Origin of the sequence: Streptomyces sp. NBC_01450, assembly GCF_036227505.1 — a bacterium.
Lineage (GTDB): Bacteria > Actinomycetota > Actinomycetes > Streptomycetales > Streptomycetaceae > Streptomyces.
In genome coordinates, this window is the sequence record NZ_CP109481.1 from 299,370 (window position 1) to 315,298 (window position 15,929).

General features: G+C 67.8%; 12 protein-coding genes and 3 pseudogenes. 6 read left to right on the forward strand and 9 right to left on the reverse strand.

All coding sequences use genetic code 11. From position 1 onward, the window contains the following. Positions 1-273 precede the first annotated feature (273 nt). Both OG568_RS49595 and OG568_RS49600 read right to left on the reverse strand, forming a co-directional pair. Positions 274-617: pseudogene (locus tag OG568_RS49595) on the reverse strand (carboxymuconolactone decarboxylase family protein). A gap of 206 nt (positions 618-823) precedes the next feature. Further along, complete coding sequence (locus tag OG568_RS49600) at positions 824-1,276, reverse strand: MarR family winged helix-turn-helix transcriptional regulator (RefSeq protein WP_329536721.1); 453 nt, start codon at positions 1,274-1,276, stop codon at positions 824-826. Between the two features lie 223 nt (positions 1,277-1,499). Here OG568_RS49600 and OG568_RS49605 point away from each other — a divergent pair, with 223 nt between their 5' ends. After that, complete coding sequence (locus tag OG568_RS49605; protein WP_329536722.1) at positions 1,500-1,709, forward strand: hypothetical protein; 210 nt, start codon at positions 1,500-1,502, stop codon at positions 1,707-1,709. A gap of 607 nt (positions 1,710-2,316) precedes the next feature. Here OG568_RS49605 and OG568_RS61735 read toward each other — a convergent pair. Together OG568_RS61735 and OG568_RS61740 are read right to left on the reverse strand one after the other, a co-directional pair. Beyond that, positions 2,317-3,162 (reverse strand): hypothetical protein, encoded by an 846-nt coding sequence (locus OG568_RS61735; RefSeq protein WP_443077920.1) that lies wholly within the window; start codon positions 3,160-3,162, stop codon positions 2,317-2,319. Between the two features lie 97 nt (positions 3,163-3,259). Then, positions 3,260-3,634 (reverse strand): annotated as a pseudogene (locus tag OG568_RS61740) (transposase family protein); the annotation flags it as partial. 363 nt (positions 3,635-3,997) lie between these two features. On the opposite strand from OG568_RS61740, the pseudogene OG568_RS61745 reads away from it, so the two are divergent. Continuing rightward, positions 3,998-4,106: pseudogene (locus tag OG568_RS61745) on the forward strand (IS630 family transposase); the annotation flags it as partial. Positions 4,107-4,286: 180 nt separating this feature from the next. After that, positions 4,287-4,700 carry a hypothetical protein gene (locus OG568_RS49615; protein ID WP_329536723.1) on the forward strand — a complete coding sequence of 138 codons (414 nt, stop codon included), beginning with the start codon at positions 4,287-4,289 and terminating at the stop codon, positions 4,698-4,700. 547 nt (positions 4,701-5,247) lie between these two features. Here the strand turns inward: OG568_RS49615 and OG568_RS49620 are convergent. Further along, positions 5,248-5,439 (reverse strand): hypothetical protein, encoded by a 192-nt coding sequence (locus OG568_RS49620; RefSeq protein ID WP_266593919.1) that lies wholly within the window; start codon positions 5,437-5,439, stop codon positions 5,248-5,250. Positions 5,440-6,207: 768 nt separating this feature from the next. Here OG568_RS49620 and OG568_RS49625 point away from each other — a divergent pair. After that, positions 6,208-7,128, forward strand: coding sequence for a hypothetical protein (locus OG568_RS49625; RefSeq protein ID WP_329536724.1), 921 nt, complete (start codon positions 6,208-6,210; stop codon positions 7,126-7,128). Between the two features lie 913 nt (positions 7,129-8,041). Here the strand turns inward: OG568_RS49625 and OG568_RS49630 are convergent. Next, complete coding sequence (locus OG568_RS49630) at positions 8,042-9,010, reverse strand: DNA polymerase Y family protein (protein WP_329538235.1); 969 nt, start codon at positions 9,008-9,010, stop codon at positions 8,042-8,044. A gap of 130 nt (positions 9,011-9,140) precedes the next feature. On the opposite strand from OG568_RS49630, the gene OG568_RS49635 reads away from it, so the two are divergent. Beyond that, positions 9,141-9,479, forward strand: coding sequence for a DUF6233 domain-containing protein (locus OG568_RS49635; RefSeq protein ID WP_266593915.1), 339 nt, complete (start codon positions 9,141-9,143; stop codon positions 9,477-9,479). Positions 9,480-9,924: 445 nt separating this feature from the next. Here the strand turns inward: OG568_RS49635 and OG568_RS49640 are convergent, their stop codons facing one another. Continuing rightward, entirely contained in the window at positions 9,925-11,712 is a 1,788-nt protein-coding gene (locus OG568_RS49640) for a hypothetical protein (RefSeq protein WP_329536725.1), read from the reverse strand. Positions 11,713-11,939: 227 nt separating this feature from the next. Between OG568_RS49640 and OG568_RS49645 the strand changes: the two genes are divergently transcribed. Then, positions 11,940-13,703, forward strand: a complete 1,764-nt coding sequence (locus OG568_RS49645) for an amidohydrolase (RefSeq protein WP_329536726.1) — start codon at positions 11,940-11,942, stop codon at positions 13,701-13,703. A 448-nt stretch (positions 13,704-14,151) separates the two neighbouring features. On the opposite strand, the gene OG568_RS49650 is transcribed toward OG568_RS49645, so the two are convergent. Further along, entirely contained in the window at positions 14,152-14,517 is a 366-nt protein-coding gene (locus tag OG568_RS49650; RefSeq protein WP_329536727.1) for a hypothetical protein, read from the reverse strand. Positions 14,518-14,702: 185 nt separating this feature from the next. After that, a complete protein-coding gene (locus OG568_RS49655) occupies positions 14,703-15,446 on the reverse strand; it encodes an SOS response-associated peptidase (RefSeq protein ID WP_329536728.1) in 744 nt (247 codons plus the stop codon). Positions 15,447-15,929: the final 483 nt, after the last annotated feature.

Sequence of the window (15,929 nt, forward strand, 5' to 3'; positions counted from 1 at the left end):
GATTGCGCGAGCGGTCGTAGAACGCCACGGCGTACTTGTTCGTAGTGACACGCCGGTTCCGGGGCGCCGGGTACCGAGGGCGTGACCGCGAGACCTGCGGAACGGCGGACCTTGCCCTCGGCGTTCAGATCGATTCCGCAATCGAGTGCGGATGGGATTGGGGAACAAGGAAGCGAAGGCCGCGCCGCAGGGCGTGTTGCCGTGGCTGCCGCCAGCTGGAAAGTTAACGGTGGAGGCGTCGTCGAAGCTGGACCGGCCGCTGGACGATGACGTTCATGCGGTGCGGTCGTAAGCGTTGATCACGGCGATGAGGGACGCCAACCCGGCCAACTGGTCCTCGTCGTAGCGGTTGGCCGCGTTCGCCCAGGCCTCGTCGGTGACGCCACCGGCCGCGTCGGCGATGCGCGTGCCCTGTTCCGCCAGTTCCAAGGCCGCCCGCTCGGCCTCGGTGAACACCGTGGCCTCAGTCGCGATCAGGTTGAGACGCACCGAGGTCTCCCCGCCGTGCGTGGCGTCCCTTGGTGTGCATGTCGGTGCAGAAGCCTCAGCCGTTGATCTGGCCGACCCGGATCTACGATCAGTTCCTGCGTCGCGGCCGACAGAGTCGACTCTGTGATGACCTTGCCTGTCCAGGCGGCACAGCGAGTCCCTGCCGTCGACGCCCGATCTCACACACCCCCGACGACTCCCCCCCATGCGCCCGCTCCAGGGAAGCAGCCGCGTCAAGAGGGCAGGGGTCCGTCACGCCCGGCGTGTTCACGGGCACTTCGGTGACGTCAGGGCGACCGGCGTCAGCCCTCAGTAGCGCCAGAAGCATCGTCTCCTACTCGGCCCAGGGCTCGAATCCGGTGTGAAGGACGGCTTCGAGGTACGCGCGCAGATGGGCTGCCCCGTCGGCGCCGAAGTTCTCCTCGAACTGCGCCTGCACGGCATTCCACAGTGGTAGCGCCGTCTTCAGTCGGGTGAGGCCGTCCGGCGTGATGGCAGCAATCCGTGCGCGGCGGTCGGCCGCCGACGACTCGACGGTTACCAGACCCTCGCGGACAAGCGGCTTCAGGTTTGAGGCCATCGTCGTGCGGTCCATGGCGATCACGTCGGCGAGGCCGCTGATCGTCATTTCTCGGTGCACACTCAGCTTCTGCAGGATGCTGAGCTGCGTCGCGCGAAGTCCGACCGGGGCCAGGGCCTTGTCGTAGGTCGCACCGAGGTACCAGGCCGCCTTGCGCAGGGCCAGGTTGTTGCACGAGTCGCCGGGATTCGTCGGCGCAATGGTCATTGTCTCCTCCGGAGCTTCACCCACCCACGATACGAGCAGGTACTCTCAAATGCGACAGTCACTCGACGTCAACGCCCCCCCGAATCACCCACTCTTGCCATCAAAATAAATGTGAGCAAATGCTCATATTTGTGGCCTGACGCCTCCTCCTGACCCCTCCAGCGAGCCTCGCACCCCTCCACCCGAAAGCCTTGTCATGGAAACCCCCATCGGATCTGCGCCCGTGCGTAAGCCGACACTCTCCGCAGCGGCCGAACTCTCCCCGAAGCTCCACCTCACCGGCCGCCGCCCGCCCGCTACGCCCGCCCGGTTTGGCGAGCTGCCGAAGCGAATCCTCCCCGAGGAGATGATCGAAGAACGGGCGGCCACGATGCCGAACCCGGCGATGAACACATACAACGCCGACGAGTGGCTCGTTCGGTACTGCCTGTGAGCCACATCAGCCCAAACAATGGAGGATTCCCATGCACGTGCCCAAGCCCCTCATGGCAGTCTCGCTGGCAGTGCTCTCGATAGCTGTCACCCTGGGTTGCTTCGCCCAGGTCTTCTGACCACCGAACAAGGCCTGGAGGCCGACACCGGCACCGGCGTCTCCCGCTCCTCAGGGTCTGCGGGCTCAATGAACGCCGTCTCGGCCCCTTCACACGCATGGACCACCATCCGGCGAAGGCCGACGTCAAGGAGCTCGTCCAGGCCAAGCCGCCCAGTCCAGCGAGGAACCTTGCGGACGACGCCTGACGGGCGCCGACCCGGGGAGCAGCGTCACACCGGAGTGAAGGGGGAGGTCCATACCTCGTGACGCCGCTGTCATGCCTGGTCGCGTCGCACCCGGATCCGGTCCCGCGTTCGGTCGCGAGGTCGGTGCGTGAGGGTAGCTACTTCTTGATCAGTGGTGCTTCCGCGTCTTGTGGTGGGAGCCCATTTCGCTGTTCATCGCCATGACCCTGCTGTGGATCTCGTGGACCGGCGCCGGCTGACCGCGAAGGGCCACTTCATGCCCCCGTGTTCAGGCTCGTCAACACCATCCCGGGCAGCTGCCCTCAACGCACATGACGGCGGCTTTCCGTGCCGGCCCCGCCGGCCGGAGCCCCGTCACCAACGAGCGATGCGCCCCCTTCTCGGCGCAGCACCGGTGGCGCACCTCGTCCCGCAACGGGCGCGCGCCACCGCACCCCTTCGGTTCCGCGTCGCGGAGCACGGGCGCGGCGCCGCAGCCACTGCCTCACGGAGGAACCGTGCTCACCACTTCCACCGGACTCGCTGACGGCGCCCTGGCCGTCGAGCCCGCCCCGCCCCTTCATGCTCCGCTCGGTGCAGGCTTGCGCTGGCTCGACACCTCCACCAAACCCGCCCTCCTCTACGTACCACCCCTCCTGCCCCACTGGTGCGTGCCTCCTCTGCTGGTCGCCTTCCACGGAGCCACCGGCGTACCTGGCGACATACTGACCCTGCTGCGCACGGAAGCCGCGCGGCGCAAGGTTCTGCTCCTGGCCCCCAGCTCCGAACAGGTCACCTGGGATGCCATCGCGGACGGCGCATTCGGCAAGGACGCGGCCAGCGTGCAGCACGCCATGGCCAGCGTCTTCGACCACTTCGCAGTAGACCGCGACCGGATCGCCGTCGCCGGCTTCGCCGACGGCGCCTCCTACGCTCTGGGCCTCGGCCTGGCCAACGGGGGACCTATCCACCCGGTCCTTGCCGTAGGGCAGGGTGAGGCCAGCGTCGACCGCGGGCCGGTCGATTTCGAGACCGTTGGTGAGACTGCGCAGGTGGGGCAGGTCGACGGCGCGGGCCGCCGCGATCCACTCGGTGAGTTTCACGTCGTTGCCCGCAGCCGGTTTCAGCAGGGCGGCGAAGCTGCGCACCAGATCAGCGAGTGCTGTCATCTCCGGGCAGGCTGCGGCCATCTCTTCCAGCAGAGTCGTTTCCTTCGAGCGCAGGTTTTCGGGGTTGGTGAGCAGGAGGCGGCTGGCGCGACGGGATCGCCCGGCCGCATAACTCCCGTGCCACCTGGGATATCTGCCAGGCAAGCCGCACCGTGCGACGCTGGTGGCGCTCCAGCAGTCCGGGAATCTGCTCCCGGAAGGTCTGCCGCCAACAACCCCGGATCGGACAGACCAGCCGCCGTACGCGCAGGTGGACGACGACCTGGCGGCCGTCGACCGGCACCTCCGTCACTGCCCGATGGCGATACCCGTGCACCTACGCCGTCGGAGTTCCACACACCGGACACAACACGGCTACAGCCCGAGTGCGGACCGTGACCACCACCGTGCCGCCGCCCTCCGCCACGTCCTCAACGACCAGCGCCGACAGTCCGGAAAGCAGCATCCCTATAAGGGAGTTGATATCCATCACAAGACCATGATCGCGGACGGCTACTCGACGTCACCACCGGCTACGGACCAGAGCCTGATTCATGACACTCCCGATGTAATGGCTCGGGTGGCCGCCGTAACGGTTCGCCCCTGATTGGCGAGCGGCTGTGCGGCTTTCCGGATGGATCGTGACTGCGTAGGGGGCTGGCGGCGCGCCAGGTGAGGGTTGGGTGACGGTCGCTGGGTCGGCATCGTCCGGCTGGTCCGCTGCGTGCCGACTGTGAGTGGCAAGGCTCGAGGGCGTTGTGGACGCCCGGATGCGAGCTCACGGCCTTGAGTGTGTGAGTGTTCATGCGGTGAGGCCGCGCATCTTGCCCCGGCGTGTTGCGCTGCAGGCGGTGGGCCAGGGTGTGTGCCCGACCTCGACCCAGTAGAGGGTGCGTGGGCGCACATTAGGCGGAGCCTGGCCAACCTGGTTCGCCCGCGCCCTCGGCGACCTGGAGACTCTGCTCCCATGTACTCGTAGCTTGCGGCTGTGACGAGGTCAGCCAGCCCCTGGTGGCGCCACGCCGGCCGGGCGGCAGGCTTGCTACCGGGAAAATAGGAGCATATGCTCTCATCTGCTCGCTGGAATCACCGGCAGCCGGTCCATACGTAGGCGACCAGGGCCGGATCTCAGAAGGAGACATGACATGGCGAACGCGGAAAACAGCGACAACGACCGTCAGGGACTCAGCTACTACCCCTGGTGGCTGGACAACCTGGCCGACGACGTCACCCTGGAAGGCGCCGCCATGAACGGCACCGCGCGTGGCGCGGAGGCGGTCCGCGCCATCGTGGTCAAGGCCCGCGAACTGTACGAGTTCCAGGACTTCAGCTTCACCGGAGACTTCGGCGACAACGGCTTCCTCGAGATCTACGACGCTTCGGTCCTCGGCGAGCCCATGAAGGTTGTCGTCACGGTCACCCGCAACGCCGCCGGACAGGCCCAGGAGCTCGCGGTGCTCCATCGGCCGCGCAACACGCTGCTGCTCTTCTCCCGCGAGATGAATAAGAAGTTCGCCAGCACCCCCCTCGCCGAGCACTTCCTCGCCGACGAGTCCTGAGACGGCGATCCCGGGGGGCAGGCCTCACTGCCCAGCCCGGGCGCCGCCTCTTGGGCCGTCCGGCTCCGTCGGCTGTGAGGCAACCGCGAACTCCGTCAGGTCATCCAACCGCAGGGGCTGTAAGCCTTGTTGGCGATGACCTGGTCAGGCCTGCAGCACGGTCGGCCAAAACCGATGTGAGGAATACGGATCCGTTCCATCAGAGGCCGCGCGCAGACACTGTTGTGGCGTTGTCCTGGTGTCACCGGGATCGCGAGCGGGCGGCCTTTGCCGTCACAGGCGAGGTGGATTTTGGTGGTCAGTCCGCCTCAGGATGGGCCGAAGACGCGATCGTCCGGTTCGTCCGGCCGGTGGATCCCCCTTTTCGCCCGTGGCGGAGGAGTGTTGGTGAGCGCGGACAATGGTGGAGCCGGTCTGCGCCAGCGAGTCGATGTCGCCGACGGCCTTGGCATGGGCTTGGATTTGCTCAAGGGCTCGGGTGGACACGCCGTCCAGGGCGTAGCGGGGGCCGGTCGGGAGCCGGCGGGGAGCTTCTGGGACAGTTCGATCATGTTGCCCCACGGGCCCCGGAGAACGCCAGGCGACGGCTGGTGTCCTCGATCTCGAAAGGCTTGCCGATGAGGTCGACGCCGCGCTTAGCGAGTTCGGTGCGCGCTGCGTCGACCTCGAGAACATGAACGCACATGTACTGGTAGCCGCCGTGCTGCAGGCTGACGCCCAGGTCGTCGGGCGATCCCACGGAAGCCCGTGAGTTGGTTGAAGCGGCGCTCGATCATGTTGTGTCGACGGTATGTCTCCGGTCGAATCCTGGTGGTCTGCCTCCGTGGCAGCTGCGTCTCATCCGGCGTCGTCGTTGGTCGATCTCCACGGGGACGGTGTGCGCACTGCGTGCGCGTGGCAAAGGTCGCGCCTGGCGCCACTGTCGGAAGCACGCCTTGTTGTGTGACCTGTGGTGCCCCATCGCGGAGACGAGGCATTGAGCGGGTGTCGATACCGGCGCAGCAGCGAGATCTTCGAAGCCGAGCCATCGTCGTGCCGGCGGTGGGTCGGCATGCACCGGGCGGCCGGCCCTGTTCGTGCAAACGCGCGTGATGGCGTTACGCAGGCCACAGCGGGGCCGTGCCTGCATCTGGCCACGACTCTCATCTCTTTGAGCTCGTGCCGGTCCGTGCCGTGGGAGCGATGACTCGGCAGCCGCACGGTGACCGTGCGGGGGGGTGCGTGCTTGCCGTATGCAGAATACGAGCATATGCTCTTAAATGTCTTGGGTGCCACTGTCGCATGCCTGCGCGCGATTGCCCGCAATATCAGGGGCCTGCAGCGGAGGTCTGCTGACCTCCGCCTGTTCCCCCTGGACGACCCCCACGTCCCTCAACCAGAAGGCCCGGCCTTGGAAACCCCTATCCGATCGGCCCCCGAATGCCAAGAAGCGTCCGCAGGAGCCGGACTCCTGCCCAGGCCGAAAGAGACCCGCCGCCCGCCAATACAGATCTGGCTCCAGCCGATTGTGATCGCCCTGATCGTCGTATCGGCCTTCATCGGCTGCTACGTCGGCCTGCAACGTGATCCCCAGCCACATCAAGTCCCCATCGCTGTCACAGCGCCCCACCACCTGCCAGACAAGATGCGCCAGGCCCTCGGCGGCAGCGTCGAGGTGCACCTGGCCGCTGACGCCGAGAGCGCGCGCCAGGCAGTGGAGCATGGCGAGGCTGCCGCCGCGCTCAGCGCCGACGGCGCAGGGCGGCTGCGTCTCGAGATCGCCGGGGCGGACGGCCCATCCACCACAGCGGCGGTGAAGAACCTCGTCAGTGTCTACGCCAACGGCGCGGGCATGCATGTCACCACAAAGGACGTCGTCCCCCTGGCCCGCTTCGACGCCCGCGGCTTGGCCGGCTTCTACGTGGCCTTCGGTGTGACCCTGGCCGGTTTCGTCCTCGCCTCGAACGTACTTGGCCTGGCAAAGCTCCTACACCTGCGTCACCGGTTTTGGCTGCTCGGCGGCGCTTCGGCGGCCATCGGCACCCTCGCAGCGATCATCGCCGGCCCCCTTCTGGGCGCTGTCCCGGCCTCCGTCATATTCTTGGCCCTCACCCTCACCTTGCTGGCAGCCGCAGCCGCCTTCACCACCAAACTGCTTGGCGCCTACCTCGGCCCAGTCGGCCTCCCCATCGCCACCCTCGTGCTGCTCACCGTCGGCAACGCCACCAGCGGCGCAGCTATAGGGGTTGATCTGCTGCCCAGCGCCGCCCGAGCCGTCTCGGCACTGCTACCGCCTGGCGCAGCCGTCCGCGCAATCCGCAGCCTGAGCTACTTCGGGGGCGCGCACGCGACGGGACCCATCGTCACGCTCGCGCTCTGGGCCGTCATCGCTGCACTCCTTGTCGCCCTGCGCCCCCGCCTCATGCGGCGTGCCGCAGTCGATGGTTGACGTGTGGTCTGTGTGCGGCACCATGCCTCGAGGACGGAAAGCCCCAGCCGCACAAACGTCGTCCACATGAATCGCCTTGCGGCGATCAACGCTTCACAAATTCACTAATCTTGACTCTGTCGGTGATCTTGTAATTGTCGGTGTCAGCTGTTGGCAGCCCGCCAGTCGTCCGCCCGGCGGGTACTGGCTGCGCCACACCGGACTCTCGCGGCCCCGGGAGTCTGTCCTGTGACAGTGCGCGTTGAGCGCGTGCCAACGAAGTCTGAGCGGCTCTGGTCAAGCGCCTGCGCGCCGGCTCTCTCCAGTTGCCGTTGAAGTGTGCTCAGCGCTTTCTGGAAGAGCGGGTGGAACCGCCCGCTCTTCCAGGAGGAGCGCACCATGGCGCAACCGATAAGCCGGCCAACGATCAGCGCTGAACAGTTCAGCCGAGTGTGTGACGAGATTAGGAGCACGGCGGCGCCCGAGAAGGACGCTCAGTCCATCCGGGACTGCGCTCTGCGCATCGTGCAGACCCTGGGCCTGGCGCTATCCACGGATGACCCGAGCAGGCTCCTCACCGAACTCATGGCCCCTAGCGTGGCCCCACCCCCAAAGAGCCCTCAATACACCCGAGAGGCCATCCTGGACATGCCTGACACACAGCCAGGAGAAGATGAAGGCCCGGTCAGGTAAACCCGGCCGTCACGCCTGACTACATCCGCGGCTCACATCCCATCTCAGCCGGATGCGCATCCGCTCGTCCGGGCGGGCGCCCAGGTCGACCCGGACGATGCCCGGCGGGACACCACGGCCGACCAGCGCCTGGTCCACCGCGGTGGCGTACGGCCAGTGCGGCAGGGTGTGGGGCAACAGGCCAGGAAGTCCTGGTGGTTGGAGCAGCACGGGTTTCGCCTCCGCGGCGGGTTCGGTCGGGTCAGGAGACGCGCAGGAGTGTGGTGGCGGGGCGGATCGCGCCGGGCCCGAACTTGGCGCGGATGCGGTCGCTGGCCTCTTCGGCGACGAGCCGGGCCTCGCGGGCCCGGTCGAAGCTGATCTGTTCGGCAACCTGGTCGGCGGCGATCAGGTCCTCGCCCTTCAGCGTGATTCCGGTGAGGCGGCCTCGCTGGAGTCCTGCCGCGTCGATCAGCCGGTAGGTCAGCGTGCGCAGGTCGTCGTCGTGGGCGGAGGCCTCCGGGAGCCGGCGGGTCTTCTCCCATGTGGTGCCTCCGGCGAAACGCAGGATCAGGGTCAGGCCGCGGGCCGCCTGGCCCCGGCCACGGAGCTGGAGGGCGAGGGTGACGACCAGGTCGAGCAGGGCCGCGCGGACGGCGGCGCCGTCCAGGGTGTGCCGGGGGAAGGTGCGGCTCACGCTCGCGGAGGCGGGCAGGGCGCGCGGGGTGACGGGGCGGGGGTCGATGCCGCGGGCCCGGTCGGCCACCTGGCGTCCGGCCCGGCCGCCCAGGAGGCGCTGCACGGTGTCGGGCGGGATCGCGGCGAGCAGGCCGACGCAGTGCACGCCGTAGTCACGCAGGACCTGGGCGTGGCGGGGGCCGATGCCGTGGAGGGCTTCGACGGGCAGCGGTCCGAGCCAGTCGGCCACCTGGCCGGGGTCGACGGCGAGGACGCCGCCCGGCTCGGCGATCTGGCCGGAGGCGGTGGCCGCGACCGTGATGGACGGGCCGATCCCGACCCGCACGTCGACACCCAGCCGGGAAATGGTCCGCACCCGCAGCACCTCCCCCAGCCGCCGCCCATCCACGCCGTGATAGCGCAGCGCGCCCTTCAACTCCACCAGAGCCGCCGACGGGGGCAGCGCCTGAACGACCGGGGAAAGCTCCGCCAGCTGCTCGAGCACCTGCCGGTAGACGTCCCCCGGCAGACGGTCCGGGCAGCGCACATGCATCACACTCGCCACCCGCCGTGCCTCCGTCCCTGCCTCCACAGCACCCACCTCCTCCACCCCACATTATCGAACTAGAATTCGAACACGCGAGAGGGCGGGCCCGGACACTCTCAGATCTAGAATCGGAAACATGTTCGACGACCTGCCGCCTGACCTGGCACGACTGCTCACCCTGCGGGTGTGGCACGCCATGTGGCTGCAGCGCATCGACACCAAAATCGCCGCCCTCCAGAAGCAGGAAGCCGAACAGGAACAGGGCCGGAAGAACCGGCCACAGGAGCCGGACTGGATCGTCGAACTCGGCATCGGCAACGGACGCCCGCCCATCGAAGTGCACATGGGCGGCTGCTACGCCGCGGGCAAACGACGACGCCCCATCCCGCGCGACGAAGCACGCCGGCTCCTCACCTCGGGCGTGCGCGCCTGCACCCACTGCACACCCGACGCCCAGCTCCGCATCCTCGACTGACAGACGCGCGCGGCCTCCAGCTTGTCGTGGCATACCGCGTCAGCGTCCGCCGCACTCATTGAGCGCCTGCGGACGCCCTGACGGTGCGCCCTGAAGCTACGCCCCCGAAGGAGGCCACAACACCGCAGGATCGAACGTACATACGGGATGCCAAGCGTCCCCGCATCGGACCGACGCCTGTTCATCGCCAGTGCACCGTTGGCCTCGTTCACGGCTGCGCGTGAGGGTCGTGTGAGACGGCGCACCTCACGCTCCTCACCTTGCTTCGCCGTAGGTCACAGGTACAGCCAATCTCGACCTGATCATGCTCTCCGGAGCCGCTGCACTACAGCAGCGAAGTACGGCAGCCACCGCAAGGCCACGCGAGCTTCAGTTGCTTGGCGTCAGCCCCCGAGCGGCCGATATGACGGACCGCTGAGCGTGACGGTGTCGGAGCGGGGGTCGCTCATGTGCATCCGGCGTCGTTTTTCGGCCGCAGGCCCGGCTCGCGGACCATCGCGGTGATCTCGGCGGCGGCACGCTCAGCACGGCCTGGGCGGCGCAGCCGTCGCTCCAGCGGCGGGAAGCCGACACTGCCGACGGGGGCGTCGTCAACATTGGTGCGGCAACGGACGATCAGCTCACCTTCGGGGGTGTAGACAGCGCCGATGACATCCGCCCACGGGAGGTGGGCAGTACGCCACAGGCCGCGAACGTGCAGTCCATTGGAGTCGGCGGTGATCCGCCAGATCATCATCCGGAGGCAGACGCTCACCCAGTACAAACCACCTACCGACCAGAAGGGCAGCTGCCACCACGTAGGGGAACCCGTGAAGAGCGTCCCCAGCAGCATGATGGTCACGACGATCAACGCCGCTCCGACGGAGCGCGCCACCGGACCTGCCTGCCACCGGACCGGTCCGGTAGCAGGGGTCATCGCGGCGAGGGCGTTTTGGACGTGGGCCTCAGCGGCCCGGCGGTGTGCGGCCGTGCGTGCTGTGCGTGCTGTGCGTGCTGTGCGTGCTGTGCGTGCTGTGCGTGCTGTGCGTGCTGTGCGTGCTGTGCGTGCTGTGCCGGGACGGTATACCTCGGGCTTGCCCATGCCGTCGGGAGAACCGTGCCGTATCGAGGACGCGGTCCCTTCGACGAGCCACTGCCCCGACTCCGTTGCGCTCGCCAGAATCAACTCACCTCCCTCGTGAGGTGCACCGTAGAGCAGGGCTTGGCGCAGTGCCGTGCGGGTACCGGTGTGGGGCTCGTAGCTCAGCACCGGACGCAGGGTGGCGGTGTCGTCGGCGGCGAATATCTCCGTACGCCCCTGATCGTGACGGGTCAGGACGCGCAGTACCGGGACCGGGGCGCGGTGCAGCGCCACCGCCCGGCGGCGGGAGAGCAGGCCCGAGCCGAGCACGGTGACACCGAGCCCGGCGAGGACGAGTGCCAGCGCCTGGCGGCCGGTGCGGTCGCCGTAGGGCTCAGTGGCGAGCCGCATCCAATCGCGGTGCATCAGCACCGGCACGCTACTGCCGACCCGATAGCTGCCCTGCGCGTCGAACCTGTGTCGTGTGTTGTCTGAGAGGCGGACGGTGACGGTGTAGTCGTCAGTGTTGTAGGCCACGACTCGGGCGTTCTCCGACGTGGCCGTACGAGCCAGGCGGTCGTCTGCTCGGTCGTCCACGACGACGGTCGTAATCAGGGCACCGGCCACCGCGCACAGGATCGCCCCCGCAATGCCGCGGACCAGGCCCCGGCGCCAAGGGCGGACGTCGTCCGTCGCCGGGGCAGGCACCGTGATGCCGCCGGCCGCGTCGAGCACGAGCGAGCGTTGGCGGCCGCGCGCACGCAGCCGCGCCACGACGGCCGCCCAGCCCCAGCACAGCCCCGCCACAACGACGGCGTCCGCGATCTTCTCAGCCGGCCCACCCAGCCAAATATCGGGATTGCTCATCCAGATCAGCAGCAACGGAGCGGACACGAGCGCGAGTTCCGGTAGCACAAACAACCACACCAAGTGCGGCAGGAAGAGCATCGATCCGGCCGCATCGAGCCAGTCCGCCCCACAGGGCGCTGCCACCGTGCACATCAAGTCGGGCGAGAACATCACCGCCGCCATGACCACCGCCACCAGCAGCACCACAGCCGGCCCCACCGGCCGCGCCCACGCGGGCACCCGGACGTCCGCCCACCGCCTGGCATCGGCGGACACCCAGGGGCGAGCGGGAACATCCGCATACGGCACTGAACTCGTCGTCACCCGCGCATTATTCGTCACGGTTGTATGCCCCCTGCGCCTGGGGCCACCCCGAGTAGTACGCCCGGTGGCGAACGCCGATCGATACTGCCGTTGGTGTCAGTTTCCGACGATCTGGTCGCGGCGTGCGGCTTTCTGCTGCTGACCGGCGTCGATCAATCATATTTTGCATGCAAGTGACTACTCTTCGTGGCGAAGGTTGATCGCTCACAGGAGACAGGTGGTGTGTGATGTCCCAGGAAATCTCGCCGGGAACGCGGTCTGGAGATGCTGACATCATCTTCTCCGGCGGTTCCATCGTGACGGTCGCCGACGCGAAGTCGGCAGCGCCCGAGGCGGTGGCGGTCAAGGACGGTCGGATCGTCTTCGTCGGCAACCTGTCCCAGGCGCGGGCCAAGTGGCAGGGGCCGGACACGCGGTTGCACGACTTGCTGCCGGACCAGGCTCTGCTGCCGGGTTTCATCGATGCGCACGGCCACATCACCGGCACCGGCCTGCAGGCCACCATCGCCAATCTCCTGGCCGCTCCCGACGGCGACGTCACCGGCATCGCATCCCTCCAGGACAAGCTGCGCGCGTTCGCCGAAAGCGAGGTGGGGAAACGCTCGGACTGGATCATCGGTTTCGGTTACGACGACTCCATGCTCACTGAGGGCAAGCACCCCACCCGCCACGACCTGGACGTGGTCTCCACCGAGAAGCCCGTTCTGGCGATCCACCAGTCCTTCCATCTGGGAGCGGTCAACAGCCTGGGGCTCGAACGGCTCAAGTACACCGCCACGACACCGGACCCGAAGGGCGGGGTGATCAGGCGGAAGCTGGAGCGCGTGACCGAATCCGAGCCCGTGTACGGAGAGCCGAACGGGGTGCTGGAAGAGACCGCGTTCAACCCCGCCGCCGACCTGGCCGTCGCCGGGATGGACCCCATCGACAGCGGGCAGTTCCTGGCCATGGGCCTCCGGGCGGCGGCGAGATTCGGCTTCACGACCGTGCAGGAGGGGGGAGCGAGCCTGGAGGTCCTGGGCCTCCTGCGGCAGGTCGCGGACGCCCACCCCGATGGCCTGCCTACCGACGTGGTCGTCTACGTCAAGGCCGACCAGGCCATGAAGTCCCCTGACACGGTCCAGGCGAGCCGGGAGTACACCAAGGGCCTGCGCACGGCCGGAGTGAAGCTGCTCCTGGACGGCTCGCCCCAGGGGCGCACCGCTTGGCTCACCGAGCCCTACCTCACCCCTCCCGACGGCCAGAACGAGAACTACCGCGGCTACGCGACCCTGCCGGACAAGGACGTCCTGGCCCAGGTCCGGGCAGGTTTCGCCAACAACTGGCAGGTCATCGCGCATGTGAACGGCGACGCCGCCATCGACCAGCTCATCCAGTGCGTGCGCACGGCCACCAAAGAAGCCGGACAGGACCGGCGTACGACGGCGATCCACTGCCAGACCGCCCGCGAGGACCAGGTCGAGGCGTTTCGGGAACTCGGGATCATCCCGTCGTTCTTCTCCATGCACACCTACTACTGGGGCGACTGGTACCGCAAGACCGTGCTCGGTCCCGAACGTGCGGTCGACATCTCACCGGCCCGGTGGGCGGTGGACCGCGGCATGGCCTACACCTCGCACCACGACGCCCCCGTCGCCCTGCCCAACTCGATCGCCATCCTGTCCAGCCAGGTCACCCGCATCACCCGCTCAGGAAGCGTCCTGGGCCCGGACCAGTGTGTGTCGGCCCTGGACGCGGTGAAGTCCATCACCATCAACGCCGCCCGCCAGTACTTCGAAGAGGACACCAAGGGCAGCATTGAGGTCGGCAAGCTCGCCGACTTCGTGATCCTCAGCCACAATCCGCTCACGATCCCCGAACGGAAGATCAAGGACATCACCGTCGTGGAGACCATCAAGGAGGGCAGGACCGTCTACCCGCCCTCTCCCACACTCCCAGGCCCCGCCCCCGTCCTGCCAAAGGCCATGTCCGCAGCCTTTGCCCACTGCTGACGCCCCGAAGGTCACCCAGTCGAGGGGCTGAGCACGGGCCCGCCGACTGCGAACACCCCTGAGGCCGCCAACAGGCGACGCACGTCTCTCAGTGTAGGAAGACGGGAGATTGCTCCAGCGACCCACAGCGTTCATCCAAGCCCATCCACTGGTCTCCAGGCACCCCGGCACCAGCAGACCAGATCGGCTGAGACGACGTGCAGCACCCGCACACACCGGACCGGATCAGTTGAGATTCCGAGCCGCTGCTTGTCTCAGCTGATCTGGTCGCCGCAGGTCACGAGCACGGCTTCGGACCAGACCATTTGACAAGGGACACGCGGTGAGCGTCGGCCTGTCCGGCGGCCGCCAGCAGACCCTTGCCCACGTCGACGAGATCGGTTGAGGGAAATACATCCGCTCGCTGCTCGGGTCGGCGTACCCAGTACGGCAGTGAAAGCGTGAGGCCCTACGCGCGCTGGTCAGTCCGCGGGAAGTTGGCCGAGTGGCCGGCCCTTGTCGGCCTGCGACGTGAAGAGGGCGGCCACCTCACTCTCGCTCGTCCCTGCCAGGATGCCGGGACGGGAGCGGCCTCCAGCTGGATGTCGGCCCCAAACGATCGGGCCGCATCGAAGAGCGCCTGCAGTGTACGGACGGCCGTCAGATTGAGGGCACCGATGAAGGTGCTCCAGGTCTGGGTGTCCGGGTCGTACGACGATACAGAGCGCAGCGCGGCCAACTGCTCACGCCAGCGGGTGTCGTCGGCGCGCGCTGCTTGGATCGTGATCTGGAGCAGCCAGCGGTCGCTCGTGGGCGGGGTTGGTAAGGAAGTCATGCTCCGACCGTAGGGGGCGCCTCTGACAGCGGGCGGGCGCGTCTATGTGCTGCGGTCGCTGGGCGTGCAGCTGGCCTGCCAGCTATGGCGAGGCCGACCATACGGCCACGGCCTTCGCGTCGCCCTCGCCAACTACGGAAGCCGCTACATCCCATGCAGCGCCTTCGGCCGCCGAGCGTCAGCAGCTATCGGGTGATCGCGTCCAGGAGCTGCGGGCCGTTGTTGCGGACGTTGTTGACGGCCGTGGAGACCGGCCGGGCATCCAGATGGCCGGCGGCGGGCTGGGTGAGCAGCGCGCGCAATTCGTCCGGGTCCTGGTGGTGGGGGTCAAGCCAGGAGTCGTAGTGGTCCGGTGTGAGGGCGAGCGGCATGCGGGGGTGAACGCGGCCGGCCGTGTCGGTGGCTTCGGTGGTGATGATGGTGCAGGTTGTCAGCCAGGCGGCGGGGTCGCCGTCCTGCTTGACCTCCGGGTTGCGCCAGTACTCATACAGGCCGGCGAGCGCCATCACTTGCTGGTCCTCGGGATGGATGAAGTACGGCTGCTTGCGGGCCTTGCCCGTGTCGGGGTCCTTGGCCTGTTCCCATTCGTAGAAGCCGTCGGCCGGCAGCAGGCAGCGGTGTTTGGCGAATGCGCGGCGGTAGGCGGGTTTCTCGTGCACGGTCTCCACGCGCGCGTTGATCATCCGTGCGCCGATTTTCATGTCCTTCGCCCAGGACGGCACCAGGCCCCAGCGCAGCGGCCGCAACTCCCGCTCCACCGCGGTGGCATCGGTCCGGTCGCGCGGCATGCGCTCGAGGACGGCCCACACGTTGTTGGTCGGGGCGACGTTCCAGTTCGGCGCCAGCACCTCCTCGGCACGCCAGTCGGTGACCTGGAAGAGCTGGACCAGATCCTCGGGACTGCGGGTGGAGACGTAACGGCCGCACATGGAACCACTGTGCCACCGGTGGCGCCGACCCCAGCGCCGTTCGGCGGCCCGTGTCGGGCCGTGCACCTCGGCGTTGCAAGGCAGTCCTGAGGCTGACTCCGGCGGTTGCGTGAGTAGCTCGCCGATGAGGTATCGGGCGTCCCTTCACAAGGCGGCCGCGGCGCAGCCCGCTTGGGCAATCGACTCGCTAGCAGCACCCCAAGTGCAGTCCAAGATCCGATCTGCGGAGAAGTCGCAGGTCAGCACCCTCGAACGAAGGACCAGTCAGTGACAGTGTCCTCCCGGTCCCGCAGTTGCACGGCTAACCGTCGCCTGCCCCATTGTGCTCTCGGCCTGCCAGCCGCAGCCCGCCCCCTGTTCCCTCTGCGCGTCCGTCCGCGCAGCCGATCCCCTCCGGAGTCCTCCCGTGATCACACCCGCCCAGGGCTACGCCCCTCAACAGCTCTGCCGTCTCCTGCAGGGTGCCGCCTCACCGGGGACCGG